This window comes from Halopseudomonas sp., assembly GCF_036961105.1.
Classification (GTDB): Bacteria; Pseudomonadota; Gammaproteobacteria; order Pseudomonadales; family Pseudomonadaceae; genus Halopseudomonas.
Genome location: NZ_JBALWW010000004.1, coordinates 146,366 through 162,504, shown reverse-complemented (window position 1 = coordinate 162,504; position 16,139 = coordinate 146,366). Strand labels below are relative to the sequence as shown.

General features: G+C 61.5%; 17 protein-coding genes. 15 read left to right on the top strand and 2 right to left on the bottom strand.

Features of this window, described 5'->3' with window-relative positions:
- The first annotated feature begins 31 nt into the window (after positions 1-31).
- From V7756_RS07115 to V7756_RS07095, 5 genes are all read left to right on the top strand, one after another.
- On the top strand, positions 32-673 hold the full coding sequence (locus V7756_RS07115) for a TetR/AcrR family transcriptional regulator (protein ID WP_335609458.1): 642 nt from the start codon (positions 32-34) through the stop codon (positions 671-673).
- A complete protein-coding gene (locus tag V7756_RS07110) occupies positions 670-2,319 on the top strand; it encodes an acyl-CoA dehydrogenase family protein (RefSeq protein ID WP_335609457.1) in 1,650 nt (549 codons plus the stop codon). Before V7756_RS07115 ends, V7756_RS07110 begins: the two co-directional genes overlap by 4 nt.
- Positions 2,320-2,328: 9 nt before the next feature.
- Positions 2,329-2,775: a PaaI family thioesterase gene (locus tag V7756_RS07105; RefSeq protein WP_335609456.1), complete on the top strand. Its 447-nt coding sequence runs from the start codon at positions 2,329-2,331 to the stop codon at positions 2,773-2,775.
- 21 nt (positions 2,776-2,796) lie between these two features.
- A complete protein-coding gene (locus V7756_RS07100; RefSeq protein ID WP_335609455.1) occupies positions 2,797-3,414 on the top strand; it encodes a pseudouridine synthase in 618 nt (205 codons plus the stop codon).
- 105 nt (positions 3,415-3,519) lie between these two features.
- Positions 3,520-5,001, top strand: a complete 1,482-nt coding sequence (locus V7756_RS07095) for a class I adenylate-forming enzyme family protein (protein ID WP_335609454.1) — start codon at positions 3,520-3,522, stop codon at positions 4,999-5,001.
- 61 nt (positions 5,002-5,062) lie between these two features.
- On the opposite strand, the gene V7756_RS07090 is transcribed toward V7756_RS07095, so the two are convergent.
- Positions 5,063-5,485: an Mpo1 family 2-hydroxy fatty acid dioxygenase gene (locus V7756_RS07090; RefSeq protein WP_335609453.1), complete on the bottom strand. Its 423-nt coding sequence runs from the start codon at positions 5,483-5,485 to the stop codon at positions 5,063-5,065.
- 253 nt (positions 5,486-5,738) lie between these two features.
- Here V7756_RS07090 and V7756_RS07085 point away from each other — a divergent pair, with 253 nt between their 5' ends.
- The 6 genes from V7756_RS07085 to V7756_RS07060 all read left to right on the top strand — a co-directional run bounded on the left by V7756_RS07085 (position 5,739) and on the right by V7756_RS07060 (position 11,132).
- A complete protein-coding gene (locus V7756_RS07085; protein WP_335609452.1) occupies positions 5,739-7,004 on the top strand; it encodes a DUF1835 domain-containing protein in 1,266 nt (421 codons plus the stop codon).
- Positions 7,005-7,120: 116 nt separating this feature from the next.
- The gene (locus V7756_RS07080) at positions 7,121-7,921 is read left to right on the top strand and encodes a hydroxymethylpyrimidine/phosphomethylpyrimidine kinase (protein WP_335609451.1); all 801 of its coding nucleotides are present in this window, start codon (positions 7,121-7,123) and stop codon (positions 7,919-7,921) included.
- Complete coding sequence (gene thiE, locus V7756_RS07075) at positions 7,918-8,547, top strand: thiamine phosphate synthase (protein WP_335609450.1); 630 nt, start codon at positions 7,918-7,920, stop codon at positions 8,545-8,547. Before V7756_RS07080 ends, thiE begins: the two co-directional genes overlap by 4 nt.
- 11 nt (positions 8,548-8,558) lie before the next feature.
- Positions 8,559-9,851, top strand: coding sequence for a glutamate-1-semialdehyde 2,1-aminomutase (gene hemL, locus V7756_RS07070; RefSeq protein WP_335609449.1), 1,293 nt, complete (start codon positions 8,559-8,561; stop codon positions 9,849-9,851).
- Positions 9,848-10,519 (top strand): hypothetical protein, encoded by a 672-nt coding sequence (locus V7756_RS07065; RefSeq protein ID WP_335609448.1) that lies wholly within the window; start codon positions 9,848-9,850, stop codon positions 10,517-10,519. Before hemL ends, V7756_RS07065 begins: the two co-directional genes overlap by 4 nt.
- 7 nt (positions 10,520-10,526) lie before the next feature.
- A complete protein-coding gene (locus V7756_RS07060) occupies positions 10,527-11,132 on the top strand; it encodes a tetratricopeptide repeat protein (RefSeq protein ID WP_335609447.1) in 606 nt (201 codons plus the stop codon).
- Positions 11,133-11,798: 666 nt separating this feature from the next.
- On the opposite strand, the gene V7756_RS07055 is transcribed toward V7756_RS07060, so the two are convergent.
- Positions 11,799-12,134 (bottom strand): DUF1820 family protein, encoded by a 336-nt coding sequence (locus V7756_RS07055; protein WP_335609446.1) that lies wholly within the window; start codon positions 12,132-12,134, stop codon positions 11,799-11,801.
- Between the two features lie 151 nt (positions 12,135-12,285).
- Here V7756_RS07055 and miaB point away from each other — a divergent pair, with 151 nt between their 5' ends.
- The 4 genes from miaB (at position 12,286) to V7756_RS07035 (ending at position 16,106) form a co-directional block, all read left to right on the top strand.
- On the top strand, positions 12,286-13,626 hold the full coding sequence (miaB, locus tag V7756_RS07050) for a tRNA (N6-isopentenyl adenosine(37)-C2)-methylthiotransferase MiaB (protein ID WP_335609445.1): 1,341 nt from the start codon (positions 12,286-12,288) through the stop codon (positions 13,624-13,626).
- Between the two features lie 142 nt (positions 13,627-13,768).
- Positions 13,769-14,812 (top strand): PhoH family protein, encoded by a 1,044-nt coding sequence (locus V7756_RS07045; RefSeq protein ID WP_335609444.1) that lies wholly within the window; start codon positions 13,769-13,771, stop codon positions 14,810-14,812.
- Complete coding sequence (ybeY, locus tag V7756_RS07040) at positions 14,802-15,260, top strand: rRNA maturation RNase YbeY (RefSeq protein ID WP_335609443.1); 459 nt, start codon at positions 14,802-14,804, stop codon at positions 15,258-15,260. Before V7756_RS07045 ends, ybeY begins: the two co-directional genes overlap by 11 nt.
- Before the next feature lie 6 nt (positions 15,261-15,266).
- Positions 15,267-16,106, top strand: a complete 840-nt coding sequence (locus tag V7756_RS07035; protein ID WP_335609442.1) for an HlyC/CorC family transporter — start codon at positions 15,267-15,269, stop codon at positions 16,104-16,106.
- The last annotated feature ends 33 nt before the right edge of the window (positions 16,107-16,139 follow it).

Sequence of the window (16,139 nt, the reverse complement as noted above, 5' to 3'; positions counted from 1 at the left end):
TACATGCAAGTAATGAATCAGGATTCACACCATGGCTTACCGCACCACCGCCACACGCATCGAACGTGACCAGGCGCTACGCGAACACATCCTTGAGTGCGCCCTGCAACAGGTCGCTGAAAACGGCTTTACCGCCTTGACCATGAGCGGTCTGGCTGGCTCTGCGGGTGTGGCGACCGGGAGTTTGTATCGCCACTTTCCCGGCAAGGGCGCCTTGGCAGCGGATGTATTCGTCAAGGCCACGCGGATCGAGCTCAACACCCTCAAGGAGCAGTTCCTGGCGCCCGGCAAGGCCAGCGACCGTTTGCGCAACGGCATTACCCAGTTTGCCGCGCGCGCCTGGCATAGCCGCCAGTTGGCCTATGCCCTGATTGCCGAACCGGCCGAAGAAGAGGTCGAAACCCAGCGCCTGTTCTATCGTCAGGCCTATGCCACCATTTATGGCGAACTCCTGGCCGACGGCGTGGCCGACGGCAGTTTTGTCGTGGAAAACATTCCGCTTACCTCAGCCTGCCTGGTTGGCGCCATCGCCGAATCCCTGGTCGGCCCGCTCTCGCCGCAAGCGCGCGCCGACCGTGAAAGCGGCCTGCCCAGCGAGACCCTGGAAGCAGTCACCCGCACCATCACCCGCTTTTGTCTGCGCGCCCTGGGCGCCAAGGAGCTACCACAATGAACCTGCACCAGTACGCTGAAACCCACGAGGTAGTCAACCAGGTGCCGCCGCTCACCGGCATCAACCTGTACCGTGATGATCTGCCGTTACAGGAGTGGGTCAGACGCTATAACGGCGGCTGGGCAGATGACGCGCTCAGCGCCTACGGTCAATTGGCGGGCGGCAGCCTGATGGAGGCCGGCTTTCTGGCCAATGAGAACAAGCCGGTATTCAAGAGCCATGATCGATACGGCCATCGGATTGATCTGGTGGAGTTCCATCCCGCTTACCATGAATTGATGGCCGCCGGCATTGGCGCCGGGGTGACCAGCGCACCCTGGACCGACCCGCGCCCCGGCGCCCAGGTCGCCCGCGCGGCCACCATGTATATGCACAACCAGGCCGAGGCCGGCACCAGCTGCCCGATGACCATGACCTACGCCTGCATCCCGGCACTTCGCCTGCAGCCCGATCTGGCCGAGCAATGGCTACCGAAAATACTCTCGCGCCAATACGACCCGCGCAACCTGCCGATCGAGCAGAAAACCGGCGCGACCATTGGCATGGCCATGACCGAGAAGCAGGGCGGCACCGATGTGCGCGCCAATACCACGCGCGCCTATCCGGTGGGCACCGGCGGCCCCGGCCAGGCCTATGAACTGGTCGGCCACAAATGGTTCTGCTCGGCACCCATGTGCGACGCCTTCCTGACCCTGGCGCAAACCGACCAGGGCCTGAGCTGCTTTTTGCTACCGCGCCACCGTCCGGATGGCTCGCGCAATCAGTTTTATATTCAGCGCCTGAAGAACAAGCTGGGCAATTGGGCCAACGCCTCCAGCGAGGTTGAATTTCGCGGGGCGCTGGCGTGGATGGTCGGCGCCGAAGGTCGCGGCGTGCCCACCATCATCGAGATGGTTTCGCTCACCCGCTTTGACTGCATGATCGGCTCGAGCTCCCTGATGCGTCAGGCGCTCACCCAGGCAGCGCACCACTGCGCGCACCGCACCGTGGGCACCCGCGTACTCAACGAGCAGCCGCTGATGCAGAACGTGCTGGCCGATCTGGCGCTGGAAAGCGAAGCGGCGCTGGCACTGACCATGCGCATGGGCAAAGCGCTGGATAACGCGCACGACGAACAGGAAGACAAGTTCGCCCGGCTGGTCACCGCCATCGGCAAATACTGGATCTGCAAGCGCGCGCCGGGAATGATCAACGAGGCACAGGAATGCCTGGGCGGCGCCGGTTACGTGGAAGAAACCATTCTGCCGCGCCTGTACCGTGAGGCGCCGGTCAACTCGATCTGGGAGGGCTCCGGCAATGTGCAGTGCCTGGACGTGCTGCGGGCACTGTCCAAGGAGCCCGGCGTGCTGGACACACTCTTCAGCGAGTTGGGCGACGGCCATGGCTCAGCCCTGCTTGGCCAGCGCATCGAACAGTTGAAACAGCAGTTCCGCGACACCGAGGATATTCAGTACCGCGCACGCCAGCTGACCGAGGACGTAGCCGTGGCGCTACAGGCCAAGCTGCTGCTGGACGCCGGCAATGCCACGGTATCCGACGCCTTTATCGCCAGTCGCCTGGGTCAGCACGGGCAGGCTTACGGCACCCTGCCCAAGGGGCTGGATGTCGAAGCCCTGGTGGCGCGCTCAACACCTGCCGCACTCTGAGGAATGCTTATGCCAGTCGAACAGAGTGTAATTCAGGCGCGTGTCGAGGCCGGTTTCAGCCGCGCCAATTTCATTGGCGATCTGGGCATACGCCCCACTGCCTGCGGTGCGGGCTGGGTGGAAGCCGAGCTGAGCATTCTGCCTAGGCATTTTCAGCAGGGCGGTTTCGTACACGCTGGGGTGCAAACCACGTTGGCGGATCACTGTGCTGGCGCGGCTGCGGCAACGACCCTGGCGGAAGGGTTTAGCGTGCTCAGCGTCGAGTTCAAGCTCAACCTGCTGCGCCCTGCGGTGTGTGAAACCCTGCTGTGCCGCGCCGAGGTACTGAAATCAGGCAGGCAGATTTGCGTAGCGGAGTCGGAAGTATTTGCGGTGAAAAATGGCGAGAAACGTCTGTTCAGCAAAGCGACGGTAACCCTTGCGGTGCTGCCCATAGCCGATACACTGCCGCGCTGATTGACCGCCGGATTGCAACTTATGAACAAACGTCCACGCCCGTCTCAACGCTCACTGGCTGCCGGAAAGCCGCGCCGACAAGCTGCCGCACCGCCAGCCAATCCGCAGCTGATTGCGCTGAACAAGCCGTTCGACGTGCTCACCCAGTTTACCGACGGCCAGGGCCGCGCCACGCTCAAGGATTTCATCGACCTGGCGGGCGTCTATCCCGCCGGCCGCCTCGACCGCGACAGCGAAGGCCTGCTGCTACTGACCAACGATGGGCGCCTGCAGGCGCGTATCACCGACCCCAAACACAAGCTGGCCAAGACCTATTGGGTGCAGGTGGAAGGCGAGCCTTCGCAGGCGCAGCTTGAGCAACTGCGTGCCGGACCGGAGTTGAACGACGGCCCGACCCGACCCGCCGAGGTAGAACCGATAACCGAGCCCGAGCTCTGGCCGCGCAATCCGCCGGTGCGCTTTCGCAAGAGCGTACCCACCAGTTGGCTGGCCATCACCATCCGCGAGGGCCGTAATCGACAGGTTCGACGCATGACCGCCGCTGTGGGCTTGCCCACCCTGCGCCTGGTGCGGGTACGCATTGGCGATTGGCAACTGGGCGATCTGGCGCCCGGCCAATGGCGCAACGAACCCATTTAAACCCGTGCCCAAGCAATGCCTGCGACGCGGGTGAAAAATGAACCTGAATTCAGCCTTTGCTCATTCAACAACCCTTGCTGCAAACAATAAGAACAGGACTGCAACATGAACATCCCCGAGTTACTGGCGCTCAATGCGCGCAAATTTCCAGATCAAGATGCCCTCATCACCCCCGAGTGCCGACTCAACTGGACCTGCCTGCATGAGCAGAGCCTGCGGCTCGCCGCGCACCTGAGCACTGCGTACGGCATTAATCCGCAGGACCGCGTAGCGCTTTTCATGCCCAACGGCTACGCCTGGGTATTGGGCTACTTCGCCGTGCTCAACCTGGGCGCCGTGGTGGTGCCAATCAATGCGCGTCTGGCGCCGGCCGAGCTCGACTATATTCTGCAGGACTGCGGCGCCAACCTGGTGCTGAGCTGCGCCGAGCAATACCGCAGCCTGCAGCCGCTGCTGAGTGACACCTGTGCCGGCTTGAATCTCGACGACCTGGCCGAGCTGCTAGCCGAACTGCCAGACCGCCATGCGCTTGAGTCGATCAAGCCCAGCTCACCCTGTACCCTGCTCTACACCTCTGGTACTACCGGCAAGCCGAAGGGAGTGCTGTTCAACCACAGCAACCTGCTGACCGTCGCCAACACCACTGCGGTAGAGATGGATGTGCGCCCGGACAGCCGCCTGCTGCACATGATGCCGCTGACTCATTCCGCGCCGCTGCACGTATTCCTGCTCGGCGGCACCTACGTAGGCGCTGCGCATATCGTCTTGCCGGAATTCACTCCGAGCTTGCTGCTGGACACGGTAGAGCGCGAGCGCACCACCCACTTCTTCGGCGCCCCCATCGCCTATCTGCTCACCGCGCAGCAGCCGGACATCGCTCAGCGCGATCTCAGCTCCATGACCTGCTGGGTCTACGGCGGCGGCCCCCTTTCTGGTGAGCAGGTCGAGTTGATCCGCCAGCGTATGGGCACCGACCAGCTTTACTGCGTCTATGGCCTGACCGAAGCCGGCCCCAGCGGCAGCCTGATGAAACCTGTCGAGCACCGTACCAAGGCCGGCTCCATCGGCAAACGCGGCGCACTGCACACCGAACTGCGGCTGATCGACGAGGCAGGGCAGCCCCTCTCAGGCGAAGGTACCGGGCAAATCCAGATTCGTACCGCCGCTACCATGCTCGGTTACTGGAACCAGCCCGAGGCCACCGCAGAGTGCCTGCATACCGATGGCTGGCTGGATTCCGGCGACATCGCGCGCCGCGACGCCGAAGGCTACTACTGGGTATTGGCGCGCAAGAAGGAGCTGATCATCAGCGGCGGGGTAAACATCTACCCGCGCGAAATAGAGAGTGCGCTGGAGCAGCATCCGGCAATCGTCGAGGTAGCGGTGATTGGCGTGCCACATGCCGAGTGGGGAGAAACCGTGAAAGCCTGCGTTGTCCTGCGCGAGCCCATGTGTGACTGCGCCAAGGCCCTGCGCGCCTATCTGCTGCCACTATTGGCAGATTACAAGATTCCGCGTCTATTCAGCGAGCACAGCGCCTTGCCGCGTAACGCCAATGGCAAGGTAATGAAGCACCAGTTGCAGTAACAGGGCAGCAACAAAAAGGGGCGTAACCAGACGCCCCTTGTGGTTCTGCCGCTGGCCGCGCTCAATAGCGCAAGCCGAACAGCCGAAACAGAAAGCCCAGCAACCAGATCGGGCCGATCAGCAGAAATTGCAGGTCCTTGAAAAACGAGGGCTTCTTGCCCTCCAGATGATGGCCGATGAACTGACCCACCCAAGCCAGCACGAAAATGGCCACGCAGGGCCAGAACACATAGGTCATCAGGCTGAGGAGCAACAGCATCAACAGCGAAACCACCAGCATCACTGCGGCGATGCGCCACGACAGCGTTACATAGAAGACCAGTGCCGCCGCCACGGCCAGCATCGAGACCCAGCGGTGGATGGCCCAGAGAATGCCCAGCACGCTGAAGGTGATCAGCGGTACACAAATCCAGTGCAGCAGCTTGTTCATCGGATTGCGATGGCTTTCGCCATACTCGTCGAACCATTGGTCAATCGCTTTCATAAACCACCTTGTTGTGGGTCTGATGTGGTGTTCACGCTGTCTCACAGTGTAGACACAGCGCGCGTGGCCTTGCCAGTGTCGGAAGGCGCCATAGGCGGTGTCATTGACAACCTGCAGCCAAGCAGCGATGCTCTGACTCGCGCCGACTGGCGTCCCCGTTCGCGGAAAGGGCTGCGCCCGCTGTAACCACCTTCGATTCTGTCCATACGACACCCAGCCTGCCAGGCGGACACAGGCCCGATAAGGGGATCGTATGTCTAGCACCTCAAATAACCCGATCAGCCACGGCCGTCTCAATCTCGAGCAGCAGCGCAAGCGTGCCAAGGAATTGCTCAAGGCTGTCCAGGCCGGCGAGAGTCCAGCATTGGAGCGCGTCAACTGCTGGCTGCCACCGCGCAGTGAACCGCTGCGCCTGGCCGAGGCGCAGCTGGTGATAGCCCGCGAAATCGGCTTTGCCAGTTGGCCAAAGCTCAAGCAGCACATCGACAGCATCAGCCACGCCAATCGTCGCCTGTTGCGTCACGGCGACGTTGATCTGAAAACTCTGCATATCCGCTGCGGCAGTGACATTCAGCACAGCCTGAAAACCGCCGGGTTCACCGGTGATTTTCTGGAGTTCTCCGATCCCTATTGCATAGGCCCATTGCGCTATAGCGCAGCCGAGCCGTTAGAGCATGATCGTTCTGCCTTCCTGGCTGACGCCTTCGGGATGACTTTCCCCGACGTCGCGGCGCGCCAACGGCAGGCCTATGACAAGTTGCAACAGTTGGACGATTACCAGCGCGTGGTGCTCTGGTTTGAGCACGACAGTTACGATCAGTTGATCCTCGCGTATTTGTTGCATCGTCTGCACCAGCTGCAGCCCGGCGCCAAACTGGAATTGATCGCGGTAGACCGCATTCCCGGCGTACAGCGCTTTATCGGCATAGGCCAACTGGCGCCCGAGCTGCTGAGTTGGCTCTGGCCGCAGCGCCAGCCGATCAGCGACGCCCTGCTGCAGCTCGGCAGCGCGGCTTGGCAGGCGCTGACCGCCGCCGATCCGAGCGAGCTGTTGCAGTTGATCAACAGCGGCACGCCAGCACTGCCGATGCTCGGCAAGGCACTGGAGCGGCATCTGCAACAACTGCCCGGCGAAGGTGACGGCTTGGGGCTTACCGAGCGGCTGACGCTACAGATACTGAAAGCCAATGGCCCGCTCAGTGTCGGTCAGGTGTTCAGCCGGCTTATGCGCGAGGCCGAGCCGCTACCGTATCTGGGCGATCTGATGTTCTGGTGGTTGCTGCAACCCTTGCTGGAAGGAGCAACGCCGCTGTTGCAGATAGAAAAGAGTCATCTGAAATGGCCACAACGGCCATTGCGGCTCACCGCCCTTGGCGACGCGGTGCTGCGCGGTGTGGCCGACGGCTTTGCCGCCCGAGGTAGGCGCGACTACTGGGTGGGCGGCGTACAGCTGGTACCTGGGCAGGCGCATTGGCGCTATGACGCCGAGCGCAGGCAACTGCTGCTGCACAGCAGTTGAGACAGCGCGCCGCTGCCCGCCGGCGGCCTGAGATGTTAAGCTAGCGGACTGTTTGCAGGGCGATGGCCGCAGCCGACCCTGCCTCCCGTACCGTCAACAAGCCGGAATCTACACCCATGCCCCAACCCAATCCCTTCAAGCCTGTCGTTCTCTGCCTCTCTGGCCATGATCCGAGTGGCGGCGCCGGCTTGCAGGCCGATATCGAGGCGCTGTTGGCCCAGGGTTGCCATGCCGCCCCGGCGGTCACCGCCCTCACCGTGCAGAACACCGTCGATGTGATCGACTTCCGGGTGCTTGACCGTGAATGGGTACTGGCGCAGGCCAATGCCGTACTCGAAGATATGCCGGTATCGGCGGTCAAGTTGGGCATGCTCGGCAGTGTCGAGATGGTCGATACCGTCATCGAGCTGATGCAGGCCAACCCTGCATTGCCACTGGTCTGCGATCCGGTATTGCGCGCTGGCGGCGGCGGCTCGCTGGGCAAGGAAGATGTAGGTTTTGCACTGCGCGAGCGGCTGTTGCCCCTGGCCGTGATCGCCACGCCCAACCTGCCGGAGGCACGCATTCTGGCAGAGCTGCCCGAGGGCACGGCAGACCAGTGCGCGGCCAAGCTGCTGCCCTACTGCCAGAACCTGCTGATCACCGGGGGCCACGGCGATGAGGCCGACATTCACAACCGCCTGTATTGCCAGGACGGCAGCCAGCACGACTTCACCTGCGCCCGCCTGCCCGGCAGCTATCACGGTTCCGGCTGCACCTTGGCCAGCGCGCTGAGCGGCCGCCTGGCGCTGGGCGAAGAACTGGTCAGCGCGGTGCGTTCGGCGCTCGACTACACCTGGCGCACGCTGCGCGACGCCGAGCAGCCCGGCCATGGCCAGTACGTACCACGTCGCCTGCCGCTGGATTTCTGCTCGTGAGCCAACGCGGCCTGTATGCCATTACCGACAGCACGCTGCTCGCCGACGGCAAGTTGCTGCCTTATGTAGAAGCCGCTTTGCGGGGAGGTGCCCGCTGGCTGCAGTACCGCGACAAGAGCCAGGACGCCGGCCGCCGTCTGGATGAAGCCAGCCAGCTGGCGCAGCTGTGCAAAAGCCACAACTGCCAGCTGATTATCAACGACGATCTGGCACTGGCCAGCCGCCTGGGCGTGGGCCTGCATCTGGGCCAGGAAGATGGCTCGCTGCGCGAAGCGCGCCAGCAGCTGGGCTCGCAGGCGCTGATTGGCGCCACCTGCCACGCCAGCCTGGAACTGGCCGAACAGGCCGTCGAAGGCGGCGCCAGTTACATTGCCTTTGGCCGCTTCTTTCAGTCGGTCACCAAACCCGGCGCGCCCGCGGCGACGCCCGTGCTGTTGCAGCAGGCACGCCAACGTTTCAGCCTGCCAATCATTGCCATCGGCGGCATTACCCTGCACAACGCGCCGCAATTACTCGGCGCTGGCGCCGACTATCTGGCCGTGATCAATGGCCTGTTCGGCGCCCCGGATGCCGACGCCGTGCAACTTCGCGCCAGTACCTTCAGTCAACTTATTAACGCCTGTTGAGAGAATTTGTCATGTCTACTACCGAGACCCGTTCACAGTCCCTGTTCGCCAGCGCCCAGAAGCACATCCCCGGTGGCGTCAACTCACCGGTCCGCGCGTTCAAGAGCGTGGGCGGCACGCCGCTGTTCTTCAAGCACGCCGAAGGCGCCTACGTTACCGATGAAGACGACAAGCGCTACGTCGACTACGTCGGTTCCTGGGGCCCCATGATCCTCGGCCACAGCCACCCGGATGTGTTGAACGCGGTGCGCAACCAGTTGCAGCATGGTCTGTCCTACGGTGCGCCCACGGCCATGGAAACCGAGATGGCCGATCTGGTCTGCAAACTGGTGCCTTCGATGGACATGGTGCGCATGGTCAGCTCCGGCACCGAGGCGACCATGAGCGCCATCCGTCTGGCGCGTGGCTATACCGGCCGCGACAGCATCATCAAGTTCGAGGGCTGCTACCACGGGCACTCCGACAGCCTGCTGGTCAAGGCCGGCTCAGGCGCGCTGACTCAGGGGGTGCCCAATTCCGCCGGGGTACCTGCGGCCTTCGCCAAGCATACGCTCACCCTGCCCTTCAATGACATAAAGGCCGTGCGCGAGACGCTGGCCAAGGTCGGCCAGGACGTTGCCTGCATTATTGTCGAGCCGGTGGCCGGCAACATGAACTGCGTACCGCCAGCACCGGGCTTTCTGCAAGGCCTGCGTGAAGCCTGCGACGAGCATGGCGTAGTACTGATCTTTGATGAAGTAATGACCGGTTTCCGCGTGGCGCTTGGCGGTGCCCAGGCGCATTACAACGTGATTCCCGATCTGACCACCTTCGGCAAGATCATCGGCGGCGGCATGCCGGTTGGCTGCTTCGGTGGCAAGCGCGCGGTGATGGAACAGATTGCCCCGCTGGGCCCGGTGTACCAGGCTGGCACCCTGTCGGGCAACCCGCTGGCCATGGCCGCCGGCCTGACCACGCTCAGGCTGATCAGCCGAGAAGGTTTCCACAATGAGCTGACCGACTACACCAGCCGGCTGCTGGCTGGCCTGCAGGAGCGCGCCGACGCAGCCAGCGTGCCCTTCGTTACCACACAAGCTGGCGGCATGTTTGGCCTCTATTTCTCTGGCGCCGACGACATCGTCACCTTTGACGATGTGATGGCCAGTGACGCCGAGCGCTTCAAGCGCTTCTTCCACCTGATGCTCGAAGGCGGTGTGTATCTCGCGCCCAGCGCCTTCGAGGCTGGCTTTACCTCGATTGCCCATGGCGATGTCGAGCTGCAACTGACCCTGGATGCGGCCGAAAAGGCCTTTGCCGCCCTATGATCAGCCTTGCCTACGGGCTGCTCTGTGCCGCCTTGCTCGTTCTCGGCTATTGGTTGAAACAGCGCCGCAGCCGCCTCAACAACCACGCCCGCGGAGCGCTGAATGCTGCCCTGCTGGCACTCAGCCTGCCGGCTGCGAGCGCATTGTTGCTGGCCTTTGGTGATCTGAGCCAGCACCAGACGCTAGCCCATGTGCAGCGTATCCTGGGCCTGGCAGCCCAGAACATCAGCTTGCCGCTAATCGGCTTGTCGGGTTTCTATCTCGCATTCGGCCTGCGCTGGCAGCCGGCCAACTGGGGCCGCATCCTGCTGGGCCTGATGGCGGCCTTCGAGCTGACGCGCCGCATGGACATGCAGCATGGTTACCAATGGAGTATCAGCCTGCTTGGTCTGGTGCTGCTCTTGCTTGCCTGTGCACTGATTCTGTTGCGTGATCTACGTCCGATACTCGCAGGCGGCGCCACTATGCTCGGCGTTCTCGCCCCACTGTTCAGCGCCAATGCGGCGGCGCTGGCCGGTCTGCTTGAAAGCTCACCCCTGGTGTTCTGGTTGTTCCCCGCACTGCTGGGAGCGGGCCTGACAGTTGGCCTGCTGAGCGAACAGGCGCACAATGGACACAACCCCACCACTGTGGCATCGAGCGATGAGTCGAACGCCGAGAGGACCTGAATCCGTCATGTACCGCCTGCTGCCAAGCCTCACCCTTCTTGGTCTGCTGCTTGTGCCCACCGCTCAGGCGCTGGCCGAGAACGATAATCCTCTGCTGATCAGCGCCGATGACCACTGCGCGCTCGAGCGCGTGGACGATGAAAGCCTGCCTCTGGCCATCGATACCTGCATCAGCGCGGCAGAAGGCGGCGACATGCAGGCGCAGTACGAACTCGGCCAGCTGTACTACAGCGGTGAGCGCGTCGAGCAGAACTATGCCACTGCCCTGCAGTGGCTGGAGCGGGCCTCCATTCAGGGCGAACCCCGCGCTCAGTATCGCCTTGGCATGATGCACTTCCAGGGCGAAGGCGTAAGGCGCAATCTGCCCCAGGCTTACATCATCCTGAAAATGGCCTCCATCAACGGTCACGATGAAGCCATGGACAGCGCCGACCTGGTCGCCCTGCAGATGAACCAGCAGGAAATGACAGCGGCGACCCATGTGCTGGGTACCTTGTTTCGGGATTATCTGGCGCAGATTCGAGAGGAGCAGTTGAGTGGGACGCTGAAGATGGAAGAACCTCAGTTGCGGCCTGAGTCGAATGTCGATGAGATTGAGGAGTTGCTGGAGTAGGGCTCTTATCCGCCTAGCTGCTGAGCTTGAGAGATCCGTGACTTTGCCTAACCTTCGACGACAAAAATCTCGATTAGGCTGTTCAACTTTTTTATTTAGCTTATTAACGCTTTCGCCTCTAGGCGAGCCAAGGGGGCATGCTTGCCCATGCCCCCTTAGCGATCCCCCAGGGCACCCAGCTGCGCGGCCCTTCGGGTTCGCTGCGTTGCTCGATCTGCCGGGGCCCTGCGGAACTCGTCGCTACGCTCCTCAGACAGTCCTCGGGCTTATTCCCGGCAGCTCTGCGCTACTCGCCCACTCAGATGGGACTGTTCAGTCCGTGCAGCGGCAGGTTTTGAGGCTCAGTATTGGACCAAACAACCAAACCTGAAAACCACGCCGTGCTCGACCAATGATTCCCCGTTCCAAGCTGTCGAGTAACGCAGGGGTTGAGCGATTAGAGCCGAGGACTGTCTGAGGAGCGTAGCGACGAGTTCCGCAGGCGCGCTCAACACCGAGTAACGCAGGGAAGCCGGAGGCCAGCTTGGCCGGGGTGGATTTCTTTTGGTTATCTTTTCTTTGGCCATTCAAAGAAAAGTAACTCGCCGGAAAAGGCGAAAAGCCTGATCAGCAAGAGCGCGGAAAGCAACTGAACTCGAAAATCGAATGGCAATCGCGGCAAGTTGATCAACTATCCGTCCGCGGCGGCATCGGAAAATGCATCACATTACTGCTGCCATCACCCTTGGCCTCGCTGATCTTGGCCGTCCCCACCCGCTCAACCTCATCAATCCGAATAATCGAGTGCACCGGAATAAAGCTGCGTTTGACGCCATCAAACTGATTCTTCAGCTTTTCTTCGCCAGGATCGACCACCAGCTGGGAGCGCTCACCGAAGATCAGTTCCTCGATCTCCATAAAGCCCCACAGCTCGCTCTGAAAGATCTGCTGTGCGTAGAGCTCGAACACCTGTCCCTGGTTGTTGAAGATAACCCGGAAAACCGGCTGCTTTTCTTTACTCATGGCGGAATGACCAACACCTTGGAAAACACGTGAACGCCGCGGCGGCTGCCGTTCGGCGGGCGCGCATGATAGCACAGCGCGGGGCATAACAAAGGCCCCTGCTTGTGTGTATAATCGCCCCTTTTCTCAAGCGATGCCCAGCATAGATCCCATGGCCAAGAAACTCTTTATCCAGACCCACGGTTGCCAGATGAACGAGTACGACAGTTCTCGCATGGCAGACCTGCTCGGTGAACATCAGGCAATGGAACTGACCGATAACGCAGAAGAAGCGGACGTAATTCTGCTCAACACCTGCTCGATCCGGGAAAAGGCGCAGGAGAAGGTCTTTTCTCAGCTGGGCCGCTGGCGTCCGCTGAAAGAGAAGAACCCTGATCTGATCATCGGTGTAGGCGGCTGCGTTGCCAGCCAGGAAGGCGATGCGATCCGCAGCCGCGCCTCCTATGTGGATGTGGTCTTCGGCCCACAGACTCTGCACCGTCTGCCCGAGATGATCGATGCGGCGCGCACCACCCACAAGCCGCAGGTCGATGTCAGCTTCCCGGAAATCGAGAAGTTCGACCGTCTGCCCGAGCCCCGCGTGGACGGTCCCACCGCCTTTGTATCGGTCATGGAAGGGTGCAGCAAGTACTGCAGTTTCTGCGTGGTGCCCTACACCCGTGGCGAGGAAGTCAGCCGCCCCTTTGACGACGTGCTGGCCGAAGTCATCCACCTCGCCGAAAACGGCGTTCGTGAAGTCACCCTGCTGGGCCAGAACGTGAATGGCTACCGCGGCGTGACCCATGACGGCAGCATTGCCGATCTGGCGGATCTGATCCGCGTGGTGGCAGCCATCGACGGCATCGACCGGATTCGCTACACCACCTCGCACCCGCTGGAGTTCTCCGACAGCCTGATTCAGGCGCATGCTGAAGTCCCCGAGCTGGTGAAGTATCTGCACCTGCCGGTGCAATCGGGTTCCGACCGCGTGCTTGCCGGCATGAAGCGCAACCACACCGCACTGGAATACAAATCCCGCGTGCGCAAGCTCAGAGCCGCCGTACCGGACATCATCCTGAGCTCCGATTTCATCATCGGCTTCCCGGGCGAGACCGATCGCGACTTCGAGCAGACCATGAAGCTGGTGGAGGATGTGGGTTTCGACTTCTCCTATTCCTTTATCTATAGCTCACGCCCCGGCACGCCTGCCTCTGACCTGCCGGACGACACTCCCGACGAGGTCAAGAAGCAGCGCCTGCAGATTCTGCAGACTCGCCTGAATCAACAGGGCTTCGAGAACAGCCGCCGCATGGCCGGCACTACCCAGCGCATCCTGGTGACCGACTACTCGAAGAAGGACCCGGGCATGCTGCAGGGCCGCACCGAGCACAACCGCATCGTCAATTTCCGCAGCAACAACCCTCAGTTGATCGGCCAGTTTGTCGACGTATTGATCGACGAAGCCCTGCCCCACTCGTTGCGCGGCACTCTGGTCGGCGAGACCCTGCATTAACCACATGCCGCCCCCCATTCGCGCATCTGCCACCCCAGCCCGCCGCCATTGCGACCAGCGGGTTTGGGGGGTGCTTTGCAGCGCCGGATTTGCGCGCTATTCTGTCGTTTCATCCATGCCTCCAGGCCACTAACGGACTATTTTGAACGCTCCTCTACATATTCATCGCTTCAGCATCGAACCGGTTGATTCCCGGCGCTTCGCCGCCCTCTGCGGCCAGTTCGACGAAAACCTCCACCTGATCGAGCAACGCCTCGGTATTGAAGTGCGCAATCGCGGTAACCATTTCGAACTGATCGGCGAAGAAGCCATAGCCCGTTCTGCCGAAGCAGTCCTGCGCCAGCTGTACCGCGAAACCCGCGACAGCAAGGATCTGAGTCCCGATACCGTGCACCTTTTTCTGCAGGAATCCGGACTGGAAAGCCTGAGCGAAACGCTGAACCAGACCGGCGACAACCGGCCGGTAATACTGCGCACCCGGCGCATGACCATTCAGCCGCGCGGGCCAAACCAACAGAGCTATGTTCGCTCGATTCAGGAACACGACATCAACTTTGGCATTGGCCCGGCCGGTACCGGCAAGACCTATCTGGCCGTTGCCTGCGCGGTAGATGCGCTGGAGCGCGAGCAGATCAGCCGCATTCTGCTGGTGCGCCCGGCGGTTGAGGCCGGCGAGAAGCTGGGCTTCCTGCCTGGCGATCTCGCGCAGAAGATCGACCCCTATCTACGCCCGCTGTATGACGCGCTCTATGAGATGCTGGGTTTTGAGCAGGTGACCAAGCTGATCGAACGCCAGGTGATCGAAGTCGCCCCACTGGCGTACATGCGCGGCCGCACGCTGAACAACTCCTTCATCATTCTGGACGAAAGCCAGAACACCACGCTGGAACAGATGAAGATGTTCCTTACGCGCATCGGTTTTGGCTCCACTGCCGTGATCACTGGCGACATAACCCAGGTGGACTTGCCGCGTGGCACCAAATCCGGCCTGGGCCATGTGATGCAGGTGCTCAAGGACGTGAAAGGTATCGGCTTTACCCATTTTCTGTCCAAGGACGTGGTGCGTCATCCACTGGTGCAGCGCATCGTCGAGGCGTACGACCGCTTTGAGGAGCTGCAGGAAGTGGAGCGCGAAGAGCGCAAGAATGAGCAGCGCCGGAATCAGCAGGATAACGATGAGCATTGAGCTCGATATCCAGCGCGCTTGCGAGGCGCCCGACCAGCCCGACGACGACAGTTTTTTACGCTGGGTCGGGCTGGCGCTGGGCGCCGGTACCGACCGTGAACTGACCATCCGCCTGGTGGACGCGGCCGAAGGCCGCAGCCTGAATAACACCTATCGCGGCAAGGACTACGCCACCAACGTGCTGTCCTTTCCCGCCGATCTGCCCCCCGAACTTGACCTGCCGCTGCTCGGCGATCTGGTGGTTTGCGTCCCGGTGGTCGCCCGCGAGGCGCAGGAACAGGGCAAGCCACTGAACGCCCACTGGGCACATATGGTCATACACGGCTGCTTGCATTTGCTTGGCTATGACCATATTGACGATGCCGAAGCAGAAGAAATGGAAGCTCTGGAACGCGAGCTACTCGCGCAACTGGGCATTGCCGACCCCTATCTAGATGACAACGAGTAAGGATCAATGAGCGAAGATCGATCGACCAATGGACACAAGTCCTGGCTGGACAAGCTGGTCCAGGCTTTTGTCCATGAACCCAAGAACCGCCAGGAACTGCTGGAGCTGCTGCGCGAGGCGCACGCCAATGAAGTCCTGGATATCGAGGCCCTGTCGATCATCGAAGGCGCCCTGCAGGTCAGCGACATGCAGGTGCGCGATATCATGATCCCGCGCTCGCAGATGACCACCATCAAGGCCAGCCAGACACCGCGCGAGTTTCTGCCGGAAGTCATCGAGGCAGCGCACTCGCGCTTCCCGGTCATTGGCGAAAGCATTGATGACGTGCTGGGCATCCTGTTGGCGAAGGATCTGCTGCCGTTGTTGCTGGAAGACAACATGGAGCGCTTCAACATCAAGGACGTGCTGCGCCCCGCCACCTTTGTGCCAGAATCCAAGCGTCTGAACGTGCTGCTCAAGGAGTTCCGCGCCACGCGTAACCATATGGCCGTGGTCATCGACGAGTACGGTGGCGTCTCCGGCTTGGTCACCATCGAAGATGTGCTGGAACAGATCGTCGGCGACATCGAAGACGAGCATGACGTAGACGAGGACAGCCAGATCAAACCCCTGCCCAGCGGCGATTATCTGGTCAAGGGGCTGACGCCGATCGATGAATTCAACGAGCATTTTGAAACCGACTTTCCCGATGAGGAGTTCGATACCGTCGGCGGGCTGGTAATGAATGCCTTTGGCCACCTGCCCAAGCGCAATGAGGTGGTCGAGCTGGACGGTTTCCGCGTGCGGGTACTGAACGCCGACAGTCGCCGGGTACACCTTCTTCGGGTCACCCTGGTCAATACCTGACAGCCGCCCCAGGCATCTACCAAACTAAGGAAC